The 26,678-nt window shown below is 42.3% G+C and carries 11 protein-coding genes; all 11 read left to right on the top strand.

Features of this window, described 5'->3' with window-relative positions; translation table 11 throughout:
* Window positions 1-69: 69 nt before the first annotated feature.
* The 11 genes from AAHJ11_RS00290 to AAHJ11_RS00240 all read left to right on the top strand — a co-directional run bounded on the left by AAHJ11_RS00290 (window position 70) and on the right by AAHJ11_RS00240 (window position 26,627).
* On the top strand, window positions 70-756 hold the full coding sequence (locus tag AAHJ11_RS00290) for a response regulator transcription factor (protein WP_148366739.1): 687 nt from the start codon (window positions 70-72) through the stop codon (window positions 754-756).
* Window positions 753-2,120, top strand: coding sequence for an ATP-binding protein (locus AAHJ11_RS00285; protein ID WP_413578862.1), 1,368 nt, complete (start codon window positions 753-755; stop codon window positions 2,118-2,120). Before AAHJ11_RS00290 ends, AAHJ11_RS00285 begins: the two co-directional genes overlap by 4 nt.
* A gap of 120 nt (window positions 2,121-2,240) precedes the next feature.
* Window positions 2,241-4,892, top strand: a complete 2,652-nt coding sequence (gene mgtA / locus AAHJ11_RS00280) for a magnesium-translocating P-type ATPase (protein ID WP_413578861.1) — start codon at window positions 2,241-2,243, stop codon at window positions 4,890-4,892.
* A gap of 105 nt (window positions 4,893-4,997) precedes the next feature.
* The gene (locus AAHJ11_RS00275) at window positions 4,998-6,521 is read left to right on the top strand and encodes a TlpA family protein disulfide reductase (protein WP_413578860.1); all 1,524 of its coding nucleotides are present in this window, start codon (window positions 4,998-5,000) and stop codon (window positions 6,519-6,521) included.
* A 528-nt stretch (window positions 6,522-7,049) separates the two neighbouring features.
* Window positions 7,050-10,361, top strand: a complete 3,312-nt coding sequence (locus AAHJ11_RS00270; protein WP_413578859.1) for a glycosyl hydrolase — start codon at window positions 7,050-7,052, stop codon at window positions 10,359-10,361.
* A 124-nt stretch (window positions 10,362-10,485) separates the two neighbouring features.
* Window positions 10,486-11,922 carry a sialate O-acetylesterase gene (locus tag AAHJ11_RS00265; protein WP_217723527.1) on the top strand — a complete coding sequence of 479 codons (1,437 nt, stop codon included), beginning with the start codon at window positions 10,486-10,488 and terminating at the stop codon, window positions 11,920-11,922.
* 22 nt (window positions 11,923-11,944) lie between these two features.
* Window positions 11,945-14,305 carry a DUF5703 domain-containing protein gene (locus AAHJ11_RS00260; RefSeq protein ID WP_413578857.1) on the top strand — a complete coding sequence of 787 codons (2,361 nt, stop codon included), beginning with the start codon at window positions 11,945-11,947 and terminating at the stop codon, window positions 14,303-14,305.
* Window positions 14,306-14,485: 180 nt separating this feature from the next.
* On the top strand, window positions 14,486-17,140 hold the full coding sequence (locus tag AAHJ11_RS00255) for a glycoside hydrolase family 2 protein (protein WP_217723525.1): 2,655 nt from the start codon (window positions 14,486-14,488) through the stop codon (window positions 17,138-17,140).
* Between the two features lie 169 nt (window positions 17,141-17,309).
* Window positions 17,310-21,740: a two-component regulator propeller domain-containing protein gene (locus AAHJ11_RS00250; protein WP_413578856.1), complete on the top strand. Its 4,431-nt coding sequence runs from the start codon at window positions 17,310-17,312 to the stop codon at window positions 21,738-21,740.
* Window positions 21,741-21,797: 57 nt separating this feature from the next.
* On the top strand, window positions 21,798-23,480 hold the full coding sequence (locus AAHJ11_RS00245; RefSeq protein WP_413578854.1) for a polysaccharide lyase: 1,683 nt from the start codon (window positions 21,798-21,800) through the stop codon (window positions 23,478-23,480).
* Between the two features lie 30 nt (window positions 23,481-23,510).
* Window positions 23,511-26,627, top strand: coding sequence for a DUF6298 domain-containing protein (locus tag AAHJ11_RS00240; protein WP_413579262.1), 3,117 nt, complete (start codon window positions 23,511-23,513; stop codon window positions 26,625-26,627).
* Window positions 26,628-26,678 lie beyond the last annotated feature (51 nt).

Genomic DNA, 26,678 nt, shown 5'->3' with positions numbered 1-26,678 from the left:
TAACATGAGTACCTTTTTTTATTTTATTTTTGTTTCGTTTTATACATCCAGATGAATGAATTCTTTCCTATGTACACAATACTAATTATAGAAGATGAACCCAGAGTTGCAAGTTTGCTGATGAACGGGCTGGAAGAAAATGGTTATCAGGCAATGGTGGCTTATGACGGATTGATGGGGTTACGGCTTTTCCAGACCCATACATTCGATTTGGTCATATCCGACATTGTTCTGCCCAAGATGGACGGATTTGAACTGGCGAAAGAAATTCGCAAGACCAATCCCCATATCCCTATATTAATGTTGACAGCATTAGGATCAACGAATGATAAACTGGACGGTTTCGATGCCGGTGCAGACGATTACATGGTGAAACCCTTTGATTTCAGAGAGTTGAATGCCAGAATCAAAGTACTATTGAAACGTATGGCAGGCAATACACAGGAATTGCCGCAGGAACTTGTTTATGCAGATTTACGTATTGACCTTCAACGTAAGGACGTAGAACGAAACGGCATATCTATAAAACTTTCTCCTAAGGAATATAACTTGCTGCTATATATGGTAGAAAATGCTGAAAGAGTATTGAGTAGGGTTGAGATAGCAGAAAAAGTATGGAACACCCATTTTGATACAGGAACGAATTTCATAGATGTATATATCAACTATCTCCGTAAGAAGATAGACAGGGATTTTGAACCAAAACTTATTCATACCAAAGCCGGAATGGGTTTTATACTGACTGATAAGTTATGAAAATCAGAACAACACTGACCCTACAATATGCAGGGCTGACAGCTGCGGTATTCTTCATATTTGTCATAGCCGTCTACTATGTGAGTGAACATTCGCGTAGTAATGCTTTCTTTCGTAATCTGCAAAGTGAAGCTATAACCAAAGCACATTTATTCCTTAAAAATCAAGTAGATGCGCAAACTATGCAGTCTATTTATCTAAATAATCAGAAGTTTATTGATGAAGTAGAAGTTGCTGTCTATACAACCGATTTTAAAATATTATATCACGATGCACTGCAGAACGATATTGTCAAGGAAACACCAGAGATGATAAAGCGAATTCTGAAACAGAAGGATATCAATTTCTATGTGGACGAATATCAGGCAGTAGGATTGGTGTATCCATTTGAAGGCAAAGATTATGTTGTTACCGCTGCCGCCTATGATGGTTACGGATACGCCAATCGGGATGCGTTAAGAAATATACTCATCCTGTCATTTATCGGAGGATTAAGTGTATTGGTGATTGTGGGTTATATCCTGTCTCGAAGCACTTTAAAACCAATACGCAGCATTGTCAAAGAAGCGGAGAAAATCACCGCATCGCGTATTGATAAAAGATTACCCGTAAAAAATGAACAGGATGAACTGGGAGAATTAAGTACGACATTCAATGCTCTACTGGAACGCCTGGAGAAGTCTTTCAACTCACAGAAGATGTTTGTCAGTAATGTATCTCATGAATTGCGTACTCCCATGGCGGTCCTTACAGCCGAACTCGATTTAGCTTTATTGAAAGAACGTACCTCCGAACAATATCAGATGGCTATTGGCAATGCTCTTCAAGACTCCCACCGAATTGTAAACCTGATTGACGGACTATTGAACTTGGCAAAAGCCGATTATCAGCCGGAACAGATAACAATGGAAGAAGTCCGTCTGGATGAACTGTTGCTGGATGCCAGAGAACTGGTATTGAAAGCGCATCCGGATTATCATATCGAATTAGTCTTTGAACAGGAAGCCGAAGAGGATAATGTACTGACAGTCATCGGAAACAGCTATCTGCTGACTACCGCCTTTGTAAATCTGGTAGAGAATAACTGCAAATATTCTTCCAACCGGACTTCATCAGTCCTGATCGCCTATTGGGAGCAATGGGCAATCATCCGCTTATCCGATAATGGTGTAGGCATGTCCGATGCAGATAAGGAAAACCTGTTTAAACTGTTTTATCGTGGAGAAAACAAGAATATTGCTCCCGGAAATGGTATAGGCATGAACCTGACACAAAAGATTATTCACCTTCACAAAGGCGAACTTACCGTATCTTCCCATAAGGATGAGGGCACTACCTTTGTGGTAAAACTCCCGCATATCTAAGAAATTCTAATCGTTTTCTAATATCACTCTAATCATTCTCTAACAGCTTCCTTGTGAAGTCCTTCTTACTTTTGCATCGAATTAATAAATGCAGTTAGTAACTTAAAAAAATTAGAGAGTATGGTATGGAAGAAAAAACTGCGTTCATCACAGTACACATTCAATTCAGAGAAAGTATTTTTGGTTGCCACACAACCCGGTAAGTCAATCTATTCATACTTGCAGACAACAAAGCTCGGATTGACATTGGGAGAAGTGCAAGAGCGGCAGTCCATCTATGGAAGAAACGAAGTGGTCCATGAACAAAAAAAGAACCCGTTTATACTGTTTATCAAAACGTTTATCAATCCTTTCATTGGTGTTCTGACCGGACTTGCCATTATATCCTTGTTTCTGGATGTACTGATGGCCGAACCCGGAGAACAGGAATGGACAGGAGTAATCATTATCTCATCCATGGTGATATTCAGCGCTATCCTGCGTTTCTGGCAGGAATGGCGAGCAAGTGAAGCTACGGATTCTTTAATGAAGATGGTAAAGAACACCTGTCTTGCCAAACGTGCCGGTGAACAGGAAGAAGAGATTGATATCACGGAACTCGTTCCGGGGGATATTGTGTATCTGGCAGCTGGGGATATGGTTCCCGCTGATATTCGGATCATCGATTCAAAAGACTTGTTTATCAGTCAGGCTTCATTGACAGGAGAGTCCGAACCGATAGAGAAGTTTCCGGAGATACAGAGCCAGCAATTTCGGAAAGGAAGCGTCATAGAGTTGGACAATATTTGTTATATGGGTTCCAATGTGATAAGTGGTGCAGCAAAAGGTATTGTTTATGAAACAGGGAATAAAACATATCTGGGTACGATTGCAAAAAGTCTGGTTGGACATCGTGCCACTACAGCTTTTGATAAAGGTATTAGTAAAGTCAGCTTCTTGTTGATTCGCTTTATGCTGGTAATGGTTCCATTTGTGTTTTTCGTGAATGGTTTCACAAAAGGAGACTGGTTCGAGGCTTTCATTTTTGCCATATCCGTTGCAGTGGGGCTTACTCCGGAAATGTTGCCAATGATTGTGACTGCCAACCTTTCTAAAGGAGCGATAGCCATGTCCAAAAAGAAAACAATAGTAAAGAATCTCAATGCTATTCAGAATTTTGGAGCAATGGACATACTCTGTACTGATAAAACCGGTACATTGACCTGCGATAAAATCGTGCTGGAGAAATATATCAATGCAGATGGTAGCGACGACAACAGTAAACGTATTCTTCGTCATGCCTACTTTAACAGTTATTTCCAGACCGGTTTAAGAAATCTGATGGATAAAGCGATTCTTTCTCATGTAAGAGAGCTGAATCTGGAACATTTGAAAGATGACTACACTAAAGTGGATGAAATACCTTTCGACTTTACACGCAGAAGAATGTCTGTTGTGATAGAAAACAAGCAAGGAAAACGGCAGATCATTACTAAAGGAGCGGTAGAAGAGATTCTCGATGTCTGTTCCTATGCCGAGTTCAACGGGCAGATTCATCCCTTGACTGATGCTTTGAAAATCAAAGCAAAGATGATTAGTGAAGAAATGAATCAGCAGGGAATGAGAGTGTTGGCAGTCTCCCAAAAAAGTTTTATCGAGAAAGATTGTAATTTTGCCATCGAAGATGAAAAAGAAATGGTACTGATCGGGTATCTTGCCTTTCTTGATCCTCCGAAGCCTTCTGCAGTTGAAGCCATCGAACAATTGTATGCACATGGAGTAGCAGTTAAAATATTATCGGGAGATAATGATATCGTAGTAAAAGCCATCGCCCGGCAGGTAGGAATTGACACCAGCCATTTTCTTACCGGGATAGAAATAGAGAATATGAATGAAACGGTATTGAAGGAAGCGGTAAAGAATACCACTTTATTTTCAAAACTGACTCCATTCCAGAAGACACAAATCATCTCTCTATTACAGGAACAGGGCAATACAGTAGGATTTTTAGGAGATGGAATCAATGATGCGGGTGCCTTACGTCAGTCAGACATTGGTATATCTGTCGATTCTGCAGTGGATATAGCGAAAGAAAGCGCAGACATTATCCTGTTGGAAAAAGATTTGATGGTATTGGAAGACGGAGTGCTCGAAGGGAGAAAGACATTTGGCAATATCAATAAGTATATAAAGATGACTGCCAGTTCCAATTTTGGTAATATGTTCAGTGTGATGTTCGCCAGTGCATTCCTGCCGTTTCTGCCTATGATGCCGATACATCTGTTGATTCAGAACTTACTGTATGACATATCGCAGACAACCATTCCATTTGACCGTATGGACCCGGAGTTCCTGAAGAAACCCCGCAAATGGGATGCGTCCGATCTAAGTCGTTTTATGATTTATATAGGACCTATCAGTTCCATCTTCGATATTATTACTTATCTGGTCATGTGGTATGTATTCAGCTGTAACAGTCCCGAACATCAAACACTGTTTCAGACCGGATGGTTTGTAGAAGGTTTGTTATCACAGACATTGATTGTCCACATGATACGTACCCGTAAGATACCGTTCATACAAAGCCGCGCCACATGGCCTGTAATGGGACTGACATTCTTAATCATGGTAATAGGTATTCTTATTCCTTTCACCGCTTTCGGACGTTCCATCGGGTTGACAGCTCTTCCTTTGAGCTATTTCCCCTGGCTGATTGGAATTTTGCTTTCTTATTGTATTTTGACGCAAATAGTAAAGAACTGGTATATCAGGAAGTTTGTGCGTTGGCTATAAGATAGGGGAAGAAGTTTTAACAGGAAACACTATAAAATACTGAATTTAATCACTATATTCGCAAAGTAAGTATTTATATTGATACACAAATAACGCCCTATGAGAATGAAGCATTGCCTATTCGTTTTTTTGCCGATATTTATATTATTTATCAGTTGTCGGCAAAAAGTACAAAGTAACTTTCAGCCGGATATTTCCAGTCAGACAGAAACCGTTTATGATTTTCCGGAAGAATATGCTGAAGAGATTTTTATCACAGGTAAAGTTTTGAACCGTGAATTTTATCCACAAGAAAAAGAACTGACACTTATTATTCCATTTTTCAGAGATATGGAAAATCAGTACCGTACTCCCATTCAAGAGGATGGTTCTTTCTATTTTACTTTTCCTGTTTATGCTAAAATACGGGAGGTTTCTATTCGTAATTATGCAGAGCATTTATATGTGCATCCGGGTGACAGTATCCATTTAGAGATTGATTTCAAGGATATGTTTCATCCTAAAGTAACAGGTGATACGGAAAAATTGAATCAGGAGATATTGGCTTTTACAGAAAGCGGATATTATTATATGCGTGACTATGGTATCAGGCATGATTTGAGTGTCGAGGATTTTGAAGCAGAGTTAAAGAAAGAATATGATACACGTTTAGAACGCAGGGCCGAATATTTGCAGAAATACAATCCTATGCAAGATGTCGTCATGTTTACGGAGGAATTACTGAAACAGGATTATTATTATACGATCCTAGTTTATGCGAGCCAATGTCAATATCGGACAAGAAAAGAGTTCGCACGATATCACACGCTGTTGCCCGAAATCAATAAATTATATAAAAAAGGAATATTATCAGCCCGCTTGTTTGATATAGTCGATTGGATAGAAAATTATATTCCTACAGGAATGGTTCTTAAAAACAAAGAATACCCAACGATAGATGATATTATGTCCGAAATAGGAGAAAATGAATTGAATCAATATCTATATACTAAAGTTACAGCTAATAGCCTTGAAGCTAATGATACAATTTCCCTCTCAAGGAAGCGTTCGCAATTTGACTCAATCGTAAAAATACCTCATTTGCAGGGACAAATAGCACAGGTGTACAGGCAAACTAAAGCGTTCTTGGAGAATCCACAGTCTGTTTCTGATAATTTGTTGTATGGCAAATACAATGAAAGTTCAAATACGTTAACTCCAATGTCGTATATGGAGAGCATATATAAGATCCTTGAAGAAAACCGGGGAAAAGTGATTTATCTCGATTTTTGGGCTACAACTTGTCCGCCTTGCTTGGCAGAGATGGAACCCTTGAAGAAGTTGCGCAGCCAATATTCTACGAAGGATTTGATTATTTATTCCATTTGTTCCGGCGGTAATGATACCAAAAAGCAATGGGAATTGTGTTTAGATAAATACTCGATGAAGAATCATGATATAGAATGTGTCTATGCTGCTGATTATATTGGACTGGAGAATTATCAGAAGATTACCAAACAGTTCAAAATTAATAGGTTGCCATATTATATCTTGATAAACAGAAAAGGACAAATAGTTGATTATGGCACTGTTGCTCGTCCAAGTAATCCTAACCTGTTATTGAGAATTGAGGAAATTGTTAAGCAGTAGAAGGATAATATTCCTTTTGTATAATTAAATACGCCGTCTATATCGGATATGCGTGTATTTCTCCAGATGCAGCTTAATTTAACCATAGTTTTTTTAATATTTGTAATAAAAAATTCTGCATAAATCGTCCTTTTAAGTTTTAAATTCTATTTTGAATGTTGAGAAAAATTTCCAGGTTATCGATGCGGAATTCTTTTTTGTAATAGGTTGATATACAACACTCTATATTTACTATTTTTGGTTTAAAACCAACGGGTCGTTCCTTTAAAAGGAACGACCCGTTTCTCACCGAGGAACAACATGTTTCTTTTAAAGAAACGGATGATTCCCTAAAATCCAGAGACAAAACTGGTAGTAATATTCTGATCTTTCAATATTGATGGTTGATGTGCTGAATGATATATGTAAAAACAAACAACCATTCTTCTACATCTTTCATTTTCTACATCTTTTCTAATCTCAACTACAAATAGTGAGTACAAAACAGTCCTTTTTTCGTCTTCATTATAGAAAAAATATAGTATTGGAATGAAAAGCCGACTGAAGCAACAAATATTTGCATTCTCTTTATTGGCATGGACAGCTGTATGTCCTGTCGATGCACAACAAACACGCTCACTTCGCGACCAATTTCAGAATCCGTCTGACGAAGCGAAGCCTTGGACCTTTTGGTACTGGATGTATGGTGCTGTGTCCAAAGAAGGAATAACTGCCGATTTGGAAGCGATGAAACATGCAGGACTCGGAGGTACTTATCTGATGCCGATCAAAGGGGTTAGTGAAGGTACACAATATAACGGCAAGGCACAGCAGTTGACTCCTGAATGGTGGGAAATGGTGCGTTTCAGCATGGAGGAAGCCGACCGTTTAGGGTTGAAACTGGGAATGCATATTTGTGATGGTTTTGCATTGGCAGGAGGTCCCTGGATTACTCCGAAAGAATCAATGCAGAAAGTTGTTTGGAGCGATACAATCATTGATGGTGGAAAGCTCAATGCATTACGTCTGCCACAGCCGGAAGCTTATGAAAACTATTATGAAGATATTGCGCTATTTGCTTTGCCGGTAGAGGATGCGGCAGACGAAATGCCCGCAAAGATCACTTGCGTAAACTTAGCAACAGCGAACAATGTAAAATCTGCTCAAACAGTGAATATGGATGCGGCAGGCGTTATCCGTTCTTCGTATCCATGCTATATTCAATATGAATATAAACAGCCTTTTACCTGCCGGAATATAGAAATCGTTTTAAATGGCAATAATTATCAGGCACATCGCTTGAAAGTAATGGCAAGTGACGATGGCGTAAATTATCGTTTCGTGAAACAGCTAGTCCCTGCCCGTCAGGGATGGCAAAATACAGATGAAAATTCTACTCATAGTATTCCTGCAACTACAGCCCGTTATTTCCGTTTCTACTGGACACCCGAGGGGAGCGAACCGGGAAGTGAAGATATGGATGCCGCAAAATGGAAACCTAATCTGAAGATCAAACAACTGCACCTGCATCAGGAAGCCCGTTTGAATCAGTGGGAAGGAAAAACCGGACTGGTATGGCGTGTTGCTGAATCTACCAAAGAAGAGGAGATAGGAAAGGAGGACTGCTATTCACTTTCACAGGTTATTAATCTGACGGAACAATATAAGAATGCCCCGGATAGTCATTCTAAAGAAAAAACAATCACAGCTGTTCTCCCTAAAGGTAAATGGAAATTGCTCCGCATGGGACATACAGCTACCGGACATACCAATGCAACAGCCGGTGGCGGAAAGGGCTTGGAATGTGATAAGTTCGATCCGAAAACGGTGCGAAAACAATTTGATAACTGGTTTGCACAAGCATTTGTAAAGACGAATCCGGAAGTAGCACGTCGTGTATTGAAATATATGCATGTAGATAGTTGGGAATGTGGAAGCCAGAACTGGAATCCAAATTTCGCTGCAGAATTTCAGAAACGTCGTGGTTATGACCTGATGCCTTATTTACCACTATTGGCAGGTATTCCTATGGAAAGTGCAGAACGAAGTGAAAAGATTCTGCGAGATGTCCGTACAACGATTGCCGAATTGGTGGTGGATGTATTCTATCAGGTATTGGCAGATTGTGCCAAAGAATATGATTGTCAGTTTTCAGCGGAGTGTGTAGCACCGACCATGGTAAGCGATGGCCTGCTGCATTACCAAAAGGTAGATCTTCCTATGGGAGAATTTTGGCTGAACAGCCCTACCCATGATAAACCGAATGATATGCTGGATGCTATTAGCGGGGCACATATCTACGGAAAGAACATCATTCAGGCTGAAGGATTCACCGAAGTACGCGGCACGTGGGACGAATATCCTGCTATGTTGAAAGCCTTGCTGGATCGTAATTACGCATTAGGAATCAATCGTCTTTTCTATCACGTATATGTACATAATCCCTGGCTGGATTGCAAACCTGGCATGACATTGGATGGCATCGGACTTTTCTTCCAACGCGATCAGACTTGGTGGGATAAAGGTGCAAAAGCATTTTCCGAATATGCTACCCGTTGTCAGGCATTATTGCAATATGGACATCCGGTGACAGATATTGCAGTATTTACAGGTGAAGAAATGCCAAGACGTTCGATATTGCCGGAACGATTGGTTCCGTCCCTTCCGGGAATTTTCGGTGCGGAACGTGTGGAAAGCGAACGCATTCGTTTGGCGAATGAGGGACAACCTTTGCGTGTGCGTCCGGTAGGTGTCACACATTCAGCCAATATGGCTGATCCCGAAAAATGGGTGAATCCACTTCGCGGATACGCTTATGATAGTTTTAATAAAGATGCGTTACTACGTCTGGCCAAAGTGGAAGACGGCAGAATGACACTGCCGGGTGGAGCCAGCTATAAAGCATTGGTAATTCCTCTTGCACGTCCGATGAATCCCGAACCTGTATTATCTTCGGAAGTGCAGAAGAAGATCAATGAATTAAAAGAAGCGGGTGTATTGATACCTTCTTTGCCTTATACAGCGGATGATTTCTCCGTATATGGGTTGGAACGTGACATGATTGTACCGGAAGATATTGCCTGGACACATCGTCGTGGTGAACTTGGCGAACTTTACTTTATCGCCAATCAAAGAGAAGAAACACGCACATTTACCGCAAGTATGCGTATCAACGATAGAAAACCGGAATGTTGGAATCCGGTGACGGGTGAAATAAACAGCCGTCCTTCTTACCGTATCAATGGAAATCGGACGGAAGTTACTCTCACATTGGCTCCTTATGAGTCCGTATTCATCGTATATCCTATGGAGGGAGCACATGAAGGTTATGGAGAGGACTCCTCAAGACTACAGAAAGAGAAAAAGGAGGTAGCCAAAGAGCCTTTAAATATAGCTCTGGAAGCAGAGGAATATATGATAACTTTTGCAGCTAACAAGAAAACGCTCACACGGAAAGAACTTTTCGACTGGAGCAAAGAGCCGGACGAACAGATACGTTATTATTCGGGGACAGCTACTTATAAGACGGCTTTCCGCTGGAAGAATAAACCGAAAAAAGGCCAACAGATTTACCTGAATTTGGGTACGGTTTGTAATTTAGCAACTGTCCGTGTGAATGGCGTAGACTGTGGTACCATTTGGACAGCTCCTTATCGTGCTGATATTACAACTACTCTGAAAAAAGGAATCAATATACTTGAAATAGAGGTTACGAACACTTGGGCGAATGCCTTGAAAGGAGCTGATGAAGGAAAAGCACCATTTGAAGGCATTTGGACCAATGCAAAATACCGGAAACAGGAAAATAAACTACTTCCGGCAGGATTACTCGGCCCTTTGAGTTTTTCTGCCATAGAGTGAAAGTTTTTTAGGCACGGATTATGCTGTTACTTTATGTAATACGATTCTTATAAACCGTGTAATCCGCGTAATCCGTGCCTAATTCATCATAATGTAGTACTTAAATGATAAAGATATACTTATAATGAAAAGTTCAATTATTAAAACAGGTACAATGTTGGCTAGCTTTCTGCTTGCGGCCGCCTGCCTGTCAACACACGCAGAAGTAAAACTGCCGGCTATTTTTTCTGATGGCATGGTGATGCAGCAACAGACAAATGCAAATCTTTGGGGAACTGCCACTCCCAACAAGAAAGTGACCATAACTACCAGCTGGAATGGAAAGCAATACGTGGCAGCTGCCGATAAGAACGGGGCATGGAAACTTTCGGTTTCTACTCCCAAAGCAGGAGGTCCTTACACTGTCACCTTTGATGATGGAAGTAAAAAAACACTGAATAACATATTGATAGGTGAATTGTGGCTATGTTCTGGACAGAGTAACATGGAAATGCCAATGAAAGGATTCAAGAATCAGCCAGTAGAGAATGCCAATATGGATATTCTTCACAGCAAGAATCCGAAAATTCGCTTGTTTACCGTAAAACGTACTTCTACATTGACTCCGCAGACCGATGTTATCGGTTCATGGAAAGAAGCAACTCCGGCCAACGTTCGTGATTTCAGTGCTACGGCTTATTATTTCGGGAGGTTAATCAATGAAATAGTAGAGGTTCCGGTAGGATTGGTAGTTGCAGCCTGGGGTGGATCGGCGTGCGAAGCATGGATGACCGCTGACTGGTTGAAAGCTTTTCCTGATGCAAAGATTCCTCAATCGGAAGCCGATATAAAATCAAAGAACCGTACTCCGACCGTACTGTACAACGGTATGTTGCATCCCCTTATCGGCATGACGATGAAAGGAGTGATTTGGTATCAGGGCGAAGATAATTGGAATCGGGCGCACACGTATGCGGATATGTTTACTGCATTGATAAATGGCTGGCGCGCTGAATGGAAACAGGGAGATTTTCCTTTTTACTATTGCCAAATAGCTCCGTATGATTATGGGATTATCACAGAAAAAGGTAAAGAAGTGATAAACTCCGCCTATCTTCGGGAGGCACAGGCAAAAGTAGAACATCGTGTACCCAACAGTGGCATGGCCGTATTACTGGATGCAGGTATGGAAAAAGGAATCCACCCGGCAAAAAAGCAAGTTGCCGGAGAACGTTTGGCACTTCTCGCCCTGACTAAAACTTACGGAGTGGAAGGCGTGAATGGCGAAAGTCCATACTATAAAAGCATTGAAATAAAGAATGATACAGTAGTCGTTAGCTTTGAACGTGCAAATATGTGGATTAGCGGCAAGAACTGTTTTGAGTCAAAAAACTTTCAGGTAGCCGGCGAAGATAAAGTATTTTATCCGGCTAAAGCATGGATAGAACGTAGCAAGATGCTGGTGAAAAGCGATAAAGTGCCGCACCCGGTAGCTGTTCGATATTGTTTTGAAAACTATGTGGAGGGAGATGTATATGGTGACGGATTGCCTTTAGGTTCTTTTCGTTCGGATGATTGGTAAACTGCTAATGAAATTATAAATTATGAATCATTTGCGTAGAGTTTTTGTTCTCTTATTCATATTTGTTGGCGTGTCGGCTCTATGGAGCCAACATGCCAATGTCATTTGGAATACTCCTAGCCGCAATTCTTCAGAATCCATGCCCTGTGGTGGCGGAGATATCGGGATGAATATATGGGTAGAAGAGGGTGACATTATGTTCTATGTGAGCCGTAGCGGCACATTCGACGAAAACAACTGTCTGCTAAAACAAGGACGCATACGTCTCCGTCTGTCACCCAATCCTTTTAAAGATACGAAAGATTTTCGTCAAGAATTGAAACTGAAGGACGGATATGTAGAAGTTGCAGCAGGAAACACGCAGATACAATTCTGGGTAGATGTTTTTCATCCGGTTATACACGTGGAGGTAACCAATACACAAGCGTTACAAACTGAAATTTTTTATGAGAATTGGCGCTATCAGGAACGACCTGTCAGGAAAGGAGAGGGACAACAATGTTCTTACAAATGGGCTCCTCCGAAAGGTTCTGTGACAGCGGCTGACTTTATTTCTTTAGGCAAAACCAATCATTCTGCCAATCAACTCCTGTTCTACCATCGCAATCCGGAACAGACTGTTTTTGATGCTGTTGTGGCTCAACAGGGAATGGACGAGGTAAAATCCGAAATGATGAATCCCTTGAAAAATCAAACTTTCGGAGGAACCCTGTTCGGAGAAAACCTTGAATTTATAGGCACCACGGATGGCGTGTATGCCGGAACAGACTACCGCGCCTGGAAATTCCGTTCTTCCAAAGCGTCCAGAAAAGAACATTTCTGTATTGTATTGCATACAGCCCAAACAGAAACAATAGAACAGTGGGAGCAGGGACTGCAAACTGCTTTGCAAAGAATAGCCCCGCAAGGCAAAGTCTCATCGAAGATTCTCATACAGGATAAAAAGCAAACCCGTTCGTGGTGGAATGCTTTCTGGCAACGCAGCTTCATTGAAGCGGAGGGAGAAGCAAAAGAAATAACCAGAAACTACACTCTTTTCCGTTACATGCTGGGTTGTAATGCCTACGGTAGCGTACCAACTAAATTCAATGGCGGACTGTTCACTTTTGATCCTTGTTACATCGACGAAAAACAATCCTTTACTCCCGACTACCGGAAATGGGGAGGTGGTACAATGACAGCACAGAATCAACGCCTGGTTTATTGGCCGATGCTGAAAAGCGGGGACTTCGATATGATGCCTTCCCAGTTTGATTTCTATAACCGTATGTTGAAGAATGCTGAATGGAGGAGTCGTGTATATTGGCAACATGACGGAGCTTGCTTCTGCGAACAAATAGAAAATTTCGGTCTGCCCAATCCCGCAGAGTATGGTTTCAAACGGCCGGACTGGTTCGACAAAGGGCTGGAATATAATGCCTGGCTGGAATATGAATGGGATACGATTCTCGAATTCTGCCAGATGATACTGGAAACAAAGAACTATGCGAATGCTGATATCACCCCTTATTTGCCTTTGATTGAAAGTTCACTGACATTCTTCGACGAACATTATCGGCAACTTGCTTCCCGTCGGGGACGGAAGGCGCTGGATGGCAACGGACATCTGATTCTTTTTCCGGGTTCTGCCTGTGAGACATATAAAATGACCAATAATGCCAGCAGCACCATCGCAGCTCTAAAAACAGTATTGGAAACTTATGGAAAGAAAGAAGAGATGCTAAAGACAATTCCTCCGATTCCATTGCGGTACATAGAAATAAAAGATACGTTGAATCCTACTCTTGCTCCGGTTTTGAAGCGAACAATTTCGCCTGCTGTAAGTTGGGAACGAATTAACAATGTCGAAACGCCACAACTTTATCCGGTATTTCCATGGCGTATTTATGGAGTAGGAAAGGAGAATCTGGACATAGCACGCAATACCTATTTTTATGATTCGGATGCCATCAAATTCCGTTCGCATATCGGATGGAAACAGGACAACATTTGGGCGGCTTGCCTGGGACTGACCCAAGAAGCGAAAAGGTTATCCCTTGCCAAACTCTCCAACGGGCCGCACCGCTTTCCTGCTTTTTGGGGACCGGGCTATGACTGGACACCCGACCATAATTGGGGAGGTAGCGGCATGATAGGACTTCAGGAAATGCTATTGCAAACAAACGGAGAACAAATACTTCTTTTCCCCGCATGGCCGAAAGAATGGAATGTACATTTCAAACTGCATGCTCCTGGTGAAACAACAGTAGAAGCTACTCTGAAAGACGGGAAAGTAACAAACTTGAAAGTTCTACCTGAAAGTAGAAAGAAAGATATCATTATAATGATTGAAAATGAGTTTTTTTTCACCACAGAGGACGCAGAGGACACAGAGGCTTTTTAAACAGTAAATCTATCTGTCTAAGGGAACGTATAGTCTAAGAATTTACTCCCTTTGTGTACATATAGAGAGGAGATTCTTAGACAAGCAGAATGACAGAACCAATAATATATTACAAAAAAACTTTGTGTCCTCTGCGTCCTCTGTGGTGAAAACTCGAATGAAATATATAAATAAAGAACTATGAATAAAAGACCGTTTATCATCTTATCATCTTTTCTGTTACTGTTCTTAGGAATCGAAAAAGGACAGGCGACAGAAACTTACCGTCCTGAAACATCGGTTGCCGGATTTATCCAGCTTCCCGGTAGTGGGCGACAAGTTTATAATTTCAATCCGGGATGGCTATTTTTCAAAGGCGATGTCCGGGGAGCAGAAGCAGTAAACTTTGATGATCGTTCCTGGAAAGTAGTTTCCACTCCCCATACGGTAGAATTAATGCCTGCCGAAGGAAGTGGATGCCGTAATTATCAGGGACCAGCCTGGTATCGTAAACATTTTGTTCTCCCTGCCGAAACAAAAGGCCAACGGGTTGTTCTTCATTTTGAAGCAGCCATGGGTAAACAGATTCTTTATCTGAATGGCAAACGCATCCAGGAACATTTGGGAGGTTATCTACCTTTCACTCTGGATTTGACAGCCAATGGCGTACAAGCCGGAGACTCCTGCCTGCTTGCTGTTTTCACAGACAACAGTGATGACAAATCCTATCCCCCCGGAAAACGCCAATATACACTAGACTTCGCCTATCATGGCGGCATCTATCGTGATGTATGGATGATTGCCAAATCTCCGGTAGCTATCACCGATGCTATTGATTCACAAGCCGTTGGCGGTGGAGGTGTATTCGTGCATTTTGATAAGATCAGTGAAAAGAGTGCACAAGTATATGTAAATACGGAAATTCAGAATGAGGATGTACGTACTGAATCGGTCACTGTAGAAACGACTTTGACAGATGCTGACGGAAAAGTAATCAAACACTGTTCCGGAAAGCTGTCTTTAAAACCGGGAGAGAAGAAATCCATCCAGCAACAGATGGAAGTGAAGAATCCAAAACTCTGGTCACCGGATACACCTTATTTATATAGAGTACAATCCCGTATTAAAAAAGGAAATAAATCTATGGATGGCGGCATTACCCGTGTCGGTATTCGCTTGGCAGAATTTCGTGGAAAAGACGGTTTCTGGCTGAATGGAAAACCTTTCGGTCAACTGGTAGGAGCAAATCGCCATCAGGATTTTGCCTATGTAGGCAATGCTTTACCGAACTCACAGCAATGGCGTGATGCCAAACGTCTGCGTGATGCCGGATGCACCATTATTCGTGTGGCGCATTATCCGCAAGATCCTGCCTTTATGGATGCTTGTGATGAACTCGGTCTGTTTGTGATTGTCGCTACTCCGGGATGGCAGTACTGGAACAAAGATCCGAAATTCGGTGAGTTGGTTCATCAGAATACCCGTGAAATGATTCGTCGCGACCGTAACCATCCTTCCGTACTAATGTGGGAACCTATATTGAATGAGACTCGCTATCCACTTGATTTTGCATTAAAGGCTCTTGAAATCACCAAAGAGGAATATCCTTATCCGGGACGTCCGGTAGCCGCTGCCGATGTTCATTCTGCAGGAGTGAAAGAACATTACGATGTTGTTTATGGCTGGCCGGGTGATGACGAAAAAGAAGACAGGCCGGAACAATGTATTTTCACCCGTGAATTTGGAGAGAATGTGGATGATTGGTATGCTCACAATAATAACAACCGTGCCAGCCGCAGTTGGGGAGAACGCCCGTTATTGGTACAGGCACTTTCACTGGCAAAGAGTTATGACGAGATGTATCGTACTACCGGTTTATTTATCGGTGGTGCGCAATGGCATCCGTTCGATCATCAGCGCGGTTATCATCCTGACCCTTACTGGGGTGGCATCTACGATGCTTTCCGTCAGAAGAAATATGCATACGAAATGTTCCGTAGCCAGTCGCTTGCCGGTCTTCAGCATCCATTGGCAGAATGTGGTCCGATGATATTCATTGCTCATGAAATGTCTCAGTTTTCCGATAAAGACGTGGTTATATTTACCAACTGTGATTCTGTGCGTCTTTCTATTTATGATGGAACGAAAACCTGGACGAAACCGGTAGTCCATGCCAAAGGACATATGCCGAATGCACCGGTTGTATTCGAAAATGTCTGGGATTTTTGGGAAGCACGCGGATATAGCTATACTCAAAAAAACTGGCAAAAAGTAAATATGGTGGCCGAAGGGATCATCAACGGAAAAGTAGTATGCACGCAAAAGAAAATGCCTTCCCGGCGTTCCACGAAACTACGCCTCTATGTAGATACTCAAAAAGTGAACCTGATAGCTGACGGCTCCGACTTTATCGTTGTTGTTGCCGAAGTAACCGATGATAGTGGAAATGTACGCCGTCTGGCAAAAGAGAACATTGTTTTCACCATAGAAGGTGAAGGAGAAATCATCGGAGATGCTGCTATCGGCGCCAATCCCCGTACAGTGGAATTTGGTTCTGCTCCCGTGTTGATCCGTTCCACCCGGAAAGCCGGAAAGATGAAAGTGAAAGCCCGTGTACAGTTTGAGGGAACCCAAGCTCCAACAGCGACTGAAATAGAACTGGAAAGCATTCCGGCAGAACTGCCTTTCTGTTATGAGGAATCCACTTACGAAGAACGCAGAACTGCATCGTCCGTTCCAGAAGTAAATTCTTTTAAAGAATCATCAGAAGGAAAAATACAACTGACAGAAGAAGAACGTCAACGGGTATTGGATGAGGTGGAACGCCAGCAAACTGAATTTGGGACAGAGAATTAGGCACGGATTACACGGATTTCATGGTTGCTTTATACATTAATATTTCCCAAAACTGTGAGATCCGTGTAATCTGTGCCTAACTTTATGGTATAAACGAATGATGATGATAAGCTTATATCAAAAAAAAGATTACCTTTGGGGTACGTTTTAATTCCAATTATAGCCACCAATGAGAAAACGAAATATTCTAATACTATTACTATCCATGATAGGCATTTATGCTTTTGCCTATCCGAATATGATTGTAGAACACTACACAGCCGAACGCGGGTTGCCCAATAATATCGTCAACTGCACTTTAAAGGGACAGGATGGGTTTATCTGGTTTGGCACATGGTATGGATTATGTAGTTTCGATGGAAGCAAATTCCGCTCCTATGATAATCATGACGGTTTTTATTCCACCGACATTCCACCACGTAAGATTCAGCGTATCGTGGAAGATAAAAATGGTTTTCTGTGGATTAAGACCATCGACCGCAAACTCTACCTGTTCGATAAAAGACACGAGAGTTTCCATGCTGTCTATGATGATGTAAAAGAATATTCGGAGAACATCCAGATTATTAAGATTCAGACAACCGAAGACGGGGATGTATTGTTGTTGACAAAAGATAAAAGTCTTTTGCGTGCATATACCGACAAGGAAGGTAAAATAACGATGAAGCAGTTGCACGATTCGCGTCCCAACGTGAATGTGTATGATATGCGTCTGAAACATAACGTATTCTGCGAAACTGCAGAATTTATCAATTGGATTGGTATGGATTATCAGATTCTGTCCCTCCGGAAAGGGGCGGCTCTGAAAGACAAGCCCGCTGACTTTATACAGAAAAAGGTATCTGCCAATCCGGACCAGTTTACTTGTGCCTCCTATAATTCTAAATTCTTATGGTTGGGAGATAAGAAAGGACACATTTATAGTATTGATCCTCAAAATGGAGTTGTCAACCGTTATGAGATACCGGAAATCAAACGCCCGATTTCTAATCTGCTGATAACAGAGTCCGGTCTGATGTACATCACTACTAACGAAGGAACGTACGAGTATAATATCGGTTACAAACAATTGACCAAACTTCCATTCACCATCCCCGAAAAGGACGGCGGAATCATATTTTATGATAAATATGATAAGGTATGGTTTCAGGAGGGTAATCAGGCATTGACCTATTATGATCCTCTGAATAGAAGCCACCACCGATTTACATTCCCCAATCAGAATGCCATCGGCAATTTTGAAATGCAGGATGCCGGTGAACAAGGTATGTTCTTCATGACCCCGGGAGGAGAAATTCTTCTATTCGACAGAGAAAAACTGGAAATGACCCGTATTAACCAATTAAAACCTTTCTCGGATGATCTTCCCAACCAGCTTTTTTTCCATCTTCTGTTGGACAAAGATGGAATCCTCTGGTTAGCATCTACAAGCAGCGGAGTATACAGACTTAATTTCCCCAAAAAGCAATTCCAACTGTTGACGGAAGTTTCTCCTTCTCCGCTAATACCCGAGAGATCAAACTCCTGGAATCAGGGGATACGTGCCCTCTTCCAGGCACAAAATGGCGATATCTGGGTAGGAACCCGTTGGCAGGCGTTGTACCGTCTGGATCGTAACGGACAAGTGAAACAGATCTTCTCGGATAAGAACTATCTATTGGGAACTGTATATCATATTATGGAAGACAAAGACGGTAATCTTTGGTTTTCTACCAAAGGAAATGGGCTTGTCAAAGCTGAACCGGATATGAATTCTCCGCACGGGTTGCGTTTTACCCGTTATATCAATGATCCCAAGAACCCGAATTCTATCAGTAACAACGATGTATACTTTACTTATCAGGACAGCCGGGGACGCATCTGGGTAGGACTATTAGGTGGAGGACTGAATTTGATTTCCGAAGAAAATGGAGCCATCACCTTCATCCATAAATACAATGGACTGAAACAATATCCTGCATACGGCCTTTATATGGAGGTACGTACCATGACGGAAGATGAAGACGGACGTATCTGGGTAGGAACTATGGATGGTTTGATGTCTTTCGACGGGCATTTTTCCACGCCCGAACAGATTCAGTTTGAAACGTACCGTCAAGTCAGTGAAAACTCGAATGTAGCGGATAACGATATTTATGTACTCTACAAAGATACTGATTCTCAAATCTGGGTGAGTGTGTTCGGAGGCGGTTTGAATAAACTGGTTCGTTATGACAAGGAAAAGAGGGAACCTATTTTCAAATCTTATGGTATCCGTGAAGGAATGAATAACGACGTAGTCAAGTCCATCGTAGAAGATAAAAACGGCAACTTGTGGTTTACAACGGAAATAGGTTTGTCTTGCTTCAACAAAGCTACCGAGCAGTTCCGCAATTACGACAAATACGACGGTTTCCTGAACGTGGAGTTGGAAGAGGGCAGTGCACTCCGGACATTGAATGGAGACTTGTGGATTGGCACTCGTCAGGGAATCCTGACATTCTCTCCTGACAAACTGGAAACACTGCATACAAATTATGACACACGTATTGTCGATTTTAAAGTATCCAATCGCGATTTGCGTAGTTTCCGCGAATGTCCGATCTTAAAAGAATCCATCACATACGCTAAAACAATCCGGCTAAACTATAATCAATCCATGTTCACGATTGAATTTGCGGCATTGAATTTCTATAATCAGAACCGGGTGTCATACCGTTATATACTTGAAGGTTATGAAAAAGAGTGGCATTATAACGGGAAGAATCGCATCGCTTCCTACACCAATGTGCCTCCCGGAGATTATACATTCCGTGTAGAAACAATGGATGAAGCCAATCCGGAACTTGTTTCCAACTGCACGCTGGCCGTCACCATTCTTCCCCCCTGGTGGTTAAGCTGGTGGGCAACTCTTATCTATGTGATCTTGGGTCTGGCAGCTCTCTATTTTAGTTTGCGTCTGGCTTTCTTCATGATTAAAATGAAGAACGATATTTATATCGAACAAAAAGTTTCGGAGATGAAAATCAAGTTCTTTACCAATATATCCCACGAATTGCGCACTCCTTTGACATTGATAAAAGGTCCGATACAAGAATTAAGGGAACGTGAAAAGCTGTCTCCGAAAGGATTGCAATATGTGGATTTGATGGAGAAGAACACCAATCAGATGCTGCAATTAGTGAATCAGATACTTGATTTCCGGAAGATTCAAAACGGGAAAATGCGTTTGCATGTGTCATTGATTGATTTTAATGAGATGATAGCCTCTTTCCAGAAAGAGTTCCGCGTGCTTTCCGAAGAAAATGAAATCAGTTTCACTTTCCAGTTACCGGATGAACCGATTATGGTATGGGCGGACAAGGAGAAATTGAGCATTGTGATCCGTAATATCATATCCAATGCATTCAAATTCACTCATTCCGGTGGAAGCATTTATATAACTACCGGATTGACAGACGACGGAAAATGTTGTTATGTACGGGTGGAAGATAACGGGGTAGGTATTCCACAAAATAAACTGACCGAGATTTTTGAACGCTTCTCACAAGGAGAGAATGCGAAAAACTCCTATTATCAGGGCACAGGTATCGGATTGGCACTTTCAAGGGAAATCGTTAATCTTCATCACGGACAGATTCGTGCTGAAAGTCCTGAAGGACAGGGGGCAGTGTTTATTGTGGAACTCCTGATGGATAAGGAGCATTATCGTCCGTCGGAAGTTGACTTTTATGTGGGAGGTACGGAAACAGTTCCCGTTTCTGTGGAACAGGAACCTGTTGCCAATGCCATATCCGAAGAAGATACAGAAGAAGAACCGGAAATTGATGCTTCATTACCGACCCTTTTGTTGGTTGAGGATAATAAGGACCTTTGCCAGTTGATAAAACTTCAGTTGGAAGATAAGTTCAATATCCATATTGCCAATAACGGAGTAGAAGGTTTAAAGAAAGTGCACCTGTATCATCCTGATATCGTAGTGACCGATCAGATGATGCCTGAAATGGACGGCCTTGAAATGTTGCAATCTATCCGCAAAGATTTCCAGATCAGCCATATTCCTGTTATTATCCTGACCGCGAAAAATGATGAAGGCGCCAAGACCAAAGCTATTACTTTAGGAGCAAATGCCTATATCATCAAACCTTTCAGCAAGGAATACCTGTTGGCACGTATCGACCAGCTGCTTGCCGAACGGAAATTGTTCCGTGAACGAATCCGCCAGCAAATGGAAAACCAGACAACGACCGAAGAAGACAGCTACGAACAATATTTGGTAAAGAAAGACGTACAGTTCCTAGAAAAGATACATCAGGTCATTGAAGAAAATATGGACGACAGTGATTTTAATATTGACACCATAGCATCCGGTATCGGATTGAGTCGTTCGGCATTCTTCAAGAAACTAAAGAGTCTTACCGGTCTGGCCCCTGTAGATCTGGTAAAAGAGATTCGCTTGAATAAATCAGTCGAGCTGATTAAGAACACGGATTTAAGTGTCTCCGAGATTGCTTTTGCTGTCGGATTCAAGGATTCGGGATACTACAGCAAGTGTTTCCGGAAGAAATATAATCAAACCCCTCGTGAATACATGAATGAATGGCGGAAAGGAGAGAGATAACCGATTACAAAATGCTTTCTTAATCGTCCTTTTAGAAACCTATTAAGATTCGAAAGAATGAATAACATGAAGAAAGTATTATCAGCGTGGATGCTGGTTGCCTGTGTACTACCTGTGGCAGCCCAGTATCCTGTAATTCCGGACTCGGTAAAAGAAAGAGGAGCAAAACAAGAAGCGGAGTTCGAACGGAAATCCGATGCGGCATGGAAAAAAGTTTTGCCGACAGTTTTAGAAGAAGCAAAGAAAGGACGCCCTTATAAGCCATGGGCCTCCAAACCCGAAGATTTGATAAAGAGCAATATCCCGGCCTTCCCCGGTGCGGAAGGCGGAGGTATGTATACTCCCGGTGGACGTGGAGGAAAAGTGATTGTTGTCACTTCTCTGGAAGACTCCGGTCCCGGAACATTCCGCGAAGCCTGTGAAACAGGAGGTGCACGTATCATTGTATTTAATGTTTCGGGAGTGATCCGTCTGAAAAGCCCGATCAGTGTACGCGCCCCTTATGTAACCATTGCCGGACAAACAGCTCCCGGAGATGGTATCTGTATCACCGGACAATCTTTCCTGATCGATACACACGATGTCGTGATTCGTCATATGCGCTTCCGTCGCGGTGCGCAGGACGTGGCTTTCCGCGATGATGCGGTAGGAGGGAATGCAGTAGGAAATATCATGGTAGACCATTGCTCCGCCAGTTGGGGATTGGATGAAAATATGTCTATCTACCGTCATGTATATAACAGAGGGGCAGACGGACACGGTCTGAAACTTCCGACAGTAAACATTACCATTCAAAATTCTATTTTCTCTGAAGCACTGGATACATACAACCATGCTTTTGGTGCAACCATCGGTGGTCATAACAGTATGTTCTGCCGGAATCTCTTTGCTTCCAACATCAGCCGGAACAGTTCGGTGGGTATGGACGGTGATTTTAACTTCGTCAATAATGTTGTATTCAACTGGTGGAATCGTTCTGTAGACGGAGGTGACCACAACAGCTTCTACAACATGATAAACAATTATTTTAAACCCGGCCCCATCACTCCGCTAGGTAAACCGATCTCTTATCGTATTCTCAAACCGGAAGCGGGACGTGACAAAAGCAGACCTCTCTCATTCGGAAAAGCTTATGTAAACGGGAATATTATTCATGGCAATGCCAAGGTCACAAAAGATAACTGGGACGGAGGCGTACAACTGAAAGAAGATGTGGATGCCACAAAGTTCCTGCCCTTAATTAAATCGGACGAAGCTTTCAAAATGCCTCCGGTTACTGTGATGGATACCAAAAAAGCTTATAACTTTGTATTGGATAATGTAGGAGCTACTTTCCCCAAACGGGACGCTGTGGATGCCCGTGTTATAAAGACTGTGCAAACAGGAAAAGCCATTTATGTGAAAGATGCACCGGAGTTTGTCTCTCCTTATGTGAAAAGACGGTTACCGGCTGATTCTTATAAGCAGGGTATCATTACAGACATTCGTCAGGTAGGCGGACTTCCCGAATATAAAGGAGAAGCAGTAGTAGACTCGGACGGTGACGGCATGCCGGATGCCTGGGAAATAGCTAACGGTCTGAATCCGAATGACCCGACCGACGCAACTATGGACTGCAATGGTGACGGATATACCAATATTGAAAAATATATCAATGGTATAGACACTAAAAAGAAAGTGGACTGGACAGATTTGAAGAACAATTACGATACATTGTCTAAACGGAAAAGTCTGTTATAAGCAGATGAAAAAAGATTAAAGATGATTGGACTGAATATACAAGTAAGAACGATCCTTCTGGGATTATTGAGCATTGGGTTTGTGCAAAGTTATGCGCAAACCTTTGCTTTACAGGTTAAGAATGACCAAATCACTTACCTGAATGATGATCGGGGAAACCGTATTCTCGATTTCTCTACATGCGGATATAAATCCTCCGAACAGGATATTCCTTCTGTCCGCAATGTTGTGTTTGTCCCCTGGAAAGCAGGAGATAACACTGCACGTATTCAACGTGCCATTGATTATGTAGCCTCGCTGTCTCCCGATGCTTCCGGTTTTCGTGGAGCTGTTTTGCTCGATCAGGGTGAGTTTGCCCTGTCCGGCAGTATTCGTATCTCCACCTCCGGAATTGTATTGCGGGGAACGAATAAAGAAAAAACAAGACTGCTGAAGAAAGGCGTAGACAGAGGTGCCCTTATTTATATGGAAGGAATAGATGACCTGAATGTACAAGACACTTTGCAGATACTTTCCAACTATGTTCCGGTAAACACACGAACATTGGAAGTGGCTTCAGGTATTTCTTTGAAAAAAGGAGATCGTGTAATGGTTGCCCGTCCCTCCGGCAAGGAGTGGATTGCCTCTTTGGGTTGTGACATTTTTGGAGGAGGAATCAGTGCTTTGGGATGGAAAGAAGGGGATATGGATCTGACCTGGGACAGAAGGGTCTGTGAAGTAAATGGCAACCGGATAACATTGGATGCTCCGCTGACTGTAGCTCTGGATGCTAAATATGGTGCTTCTTCTCTATTGACTTATCAATGGAACGGACGTATCTACGATTGTGGAGTAGAGAATATGACACTGATCTCTGATTATGACAAGCGTTATCCTAAGGATGAAGATCATTGCTGGACAGGTATTTCCATTGAGAATGCGGAAAACTGTTGGGTAAGACAACTCAATTTCAAACATTTTGCAGGAAGTGCCGTGATTGTTCAGCGTACAGGTTCCAAAATCACTGTCGAAGACTGTATCTCAAGAGAACCTGTTTCAGAAATCGGAGGAATGCGTCGTTGCACTTTCCACACACTGGGACAACAAACTTTATTTCAACGTTGTTACTCGGAACGAGGTATTCATGACTTTGCTGCCGGATATTGTGCAGCCGGCCCCAACGCTTTTGTACAATGTGATTCATACGAATCTTTAGGATTCAGCGGCTCTATCGATGCATGGGCATGTGGACTGTTGTTCGATGTAGTAAATATCGACGGTCATAACCTGACTTTTAAGAATTTGGGACAAGATAAAAATGGAGCCGGTTGGAATACGGCAAACAGCTTGTTCTGGCAATGTACCGCAGCAGAAATCGAATGTTATGCTCCGGCAAAGGATGCGATGAACCGTGCATACGGCTGTTGGGCGCAGTTCTCCGGTGACGGTGAATGGGAACAATCCAACAATCACGTACAACCTCGCAGTATCTTTTATGCCCAATTGGAAGAACGATTGAATAAAGAATGTGCAGAACGTGCACGTATCTTGCCTAGAAATACAAGTGCAACCAGTAGCCCTACAGTTGAAGTGGCTATGGAACTGGCTAAAGAGGCTTATCATCCACGGTTAACGTTGGAACATTGGATAGACGATCATAAGTTTGCTCCTTCGGTGGAGTCAGCCGGAGTAAAATCAGTTGATGACATTAAAGAGAAGAGGGGAGCCTCATTAGTTGCAAATTCTTCTACTATCCAATCACACACTCAACCGGAAGTAACTATAACTAACGGACGTATCCAAATGGATGGTATTTTATTGGTTGGAAACAGTCATACCACCCCTTGGTGGAATGGAAAGCTCAAAATCAATTATCTAAAAAAGGCAAGTCCGGCCATTACCCGCTTTGTTCCGGGACGCGAGGGACTGGGATTGACAGACCGCATTGATTCTGTTATCAATTTTATGAAACAGAAAAACATACTTGTTTTCGATCAGAACTATGGTCTTTGGTATGACCGCCGTCGCGATGACCACGAACGGATTCGCCGTCGGGATGGTGATGTATGGGGACCTTTCTATGAGCAGCCATTCGGACGCAGCGGTCAGGAAACAGCGTGGGAAGGATTGAGCAAATATGATTTGAAACGTCCCAATACATGGTACTGGAGTCGTTTAAAAGAGTTTGCGGAAAAAGGAAATAAAGACGGACTGCTTTTGTTTCATGAGAACTATTTCCAGCACAACATTCTGGAAGCCGGTGCACATTGGGTAGATTCTCCATGGAGAAGCAGCAATAACATCAATCAGACCGGATTTCCTGAACCTGCTCCATTTGCCGGTGACAAACGAATCTTTGTAGCGGATATGTTCTATGACGTCAGCCATCCTGTTCGTCGTGAATTGCACAGGCAATATATACGTCAATGCCTGAATAACTTCGCAGACAATTCGAATGTAATTCAGTTGACAAGTGCTGAATTTACAGGACCGTTGCACTTCGTACAGTTCTGGTTGGATGTGATAGCCGAATGGGAGACTGAAACCGGAAAGAAAGCCAAAGTGGCATTAAGTACCACGAAAGATGTGCAGGATGCTATCCTTGCAGACCCCAAACGCGCTGCCATAGTAGATATCATTGATATCCGTTACTGGCATTATAAGACGGATGGGATCTTTGCACCGGAAGGTGGAAAGAATATGGCACCGCGTCAGCACATGCGTAAGATGAAAGTAGGAAAGGTCACTTTCAATGAAGCATATAAAGCTGTCTATGAGTATCGACAGAAATTTCCTCAGAAGGCAGTGACATTCTACGCACAGAATTATCCGGCTATGGGATGGGCTGTATTCATGGCTGGTGGTTCATGTCCTGTAATTCCATGCACAGATAAGGCATTCCTGAAGGATGCAGCAGCCATGGAAGTGGAAAAAACGAATACGGATGAGTACAAGAAAATGGTAAAATCTGATATTGGAAGTATCATTTATTCCAAGTCCGGAACAGAAATTCCTGTTCAATTATCGTCCGGAAAGTATGCATTAAAGTACATACACCCTGCTTCCGGAAAGATTGAAACAATAAATAAATCATTGAAAACAAATGGATTATACAATCTAAAGGTACCTGATAAAAAAGAAGGTATTTATTGGTTCCATAAGCTATAAAACAGAAAATCCCGTTGAAGAGTCTTCAGCGGGATTTTTGGTTTTTATAGG

Origin of the sequence: Bacteroides sp. 90-K9/2 (assembly GCF_047310725.1) — a bacterium.
GTDB classification, from domain to species: domain Bacteria; phylum Bacteroidota; class Bacteroidia; order Bacteroidales; family Bacteroidaceae; genus Bacteroides; species Bacteroides vicugnae.
This window is presented reverse-complemented; position numbering and strand designations above follow the sequence as displayed.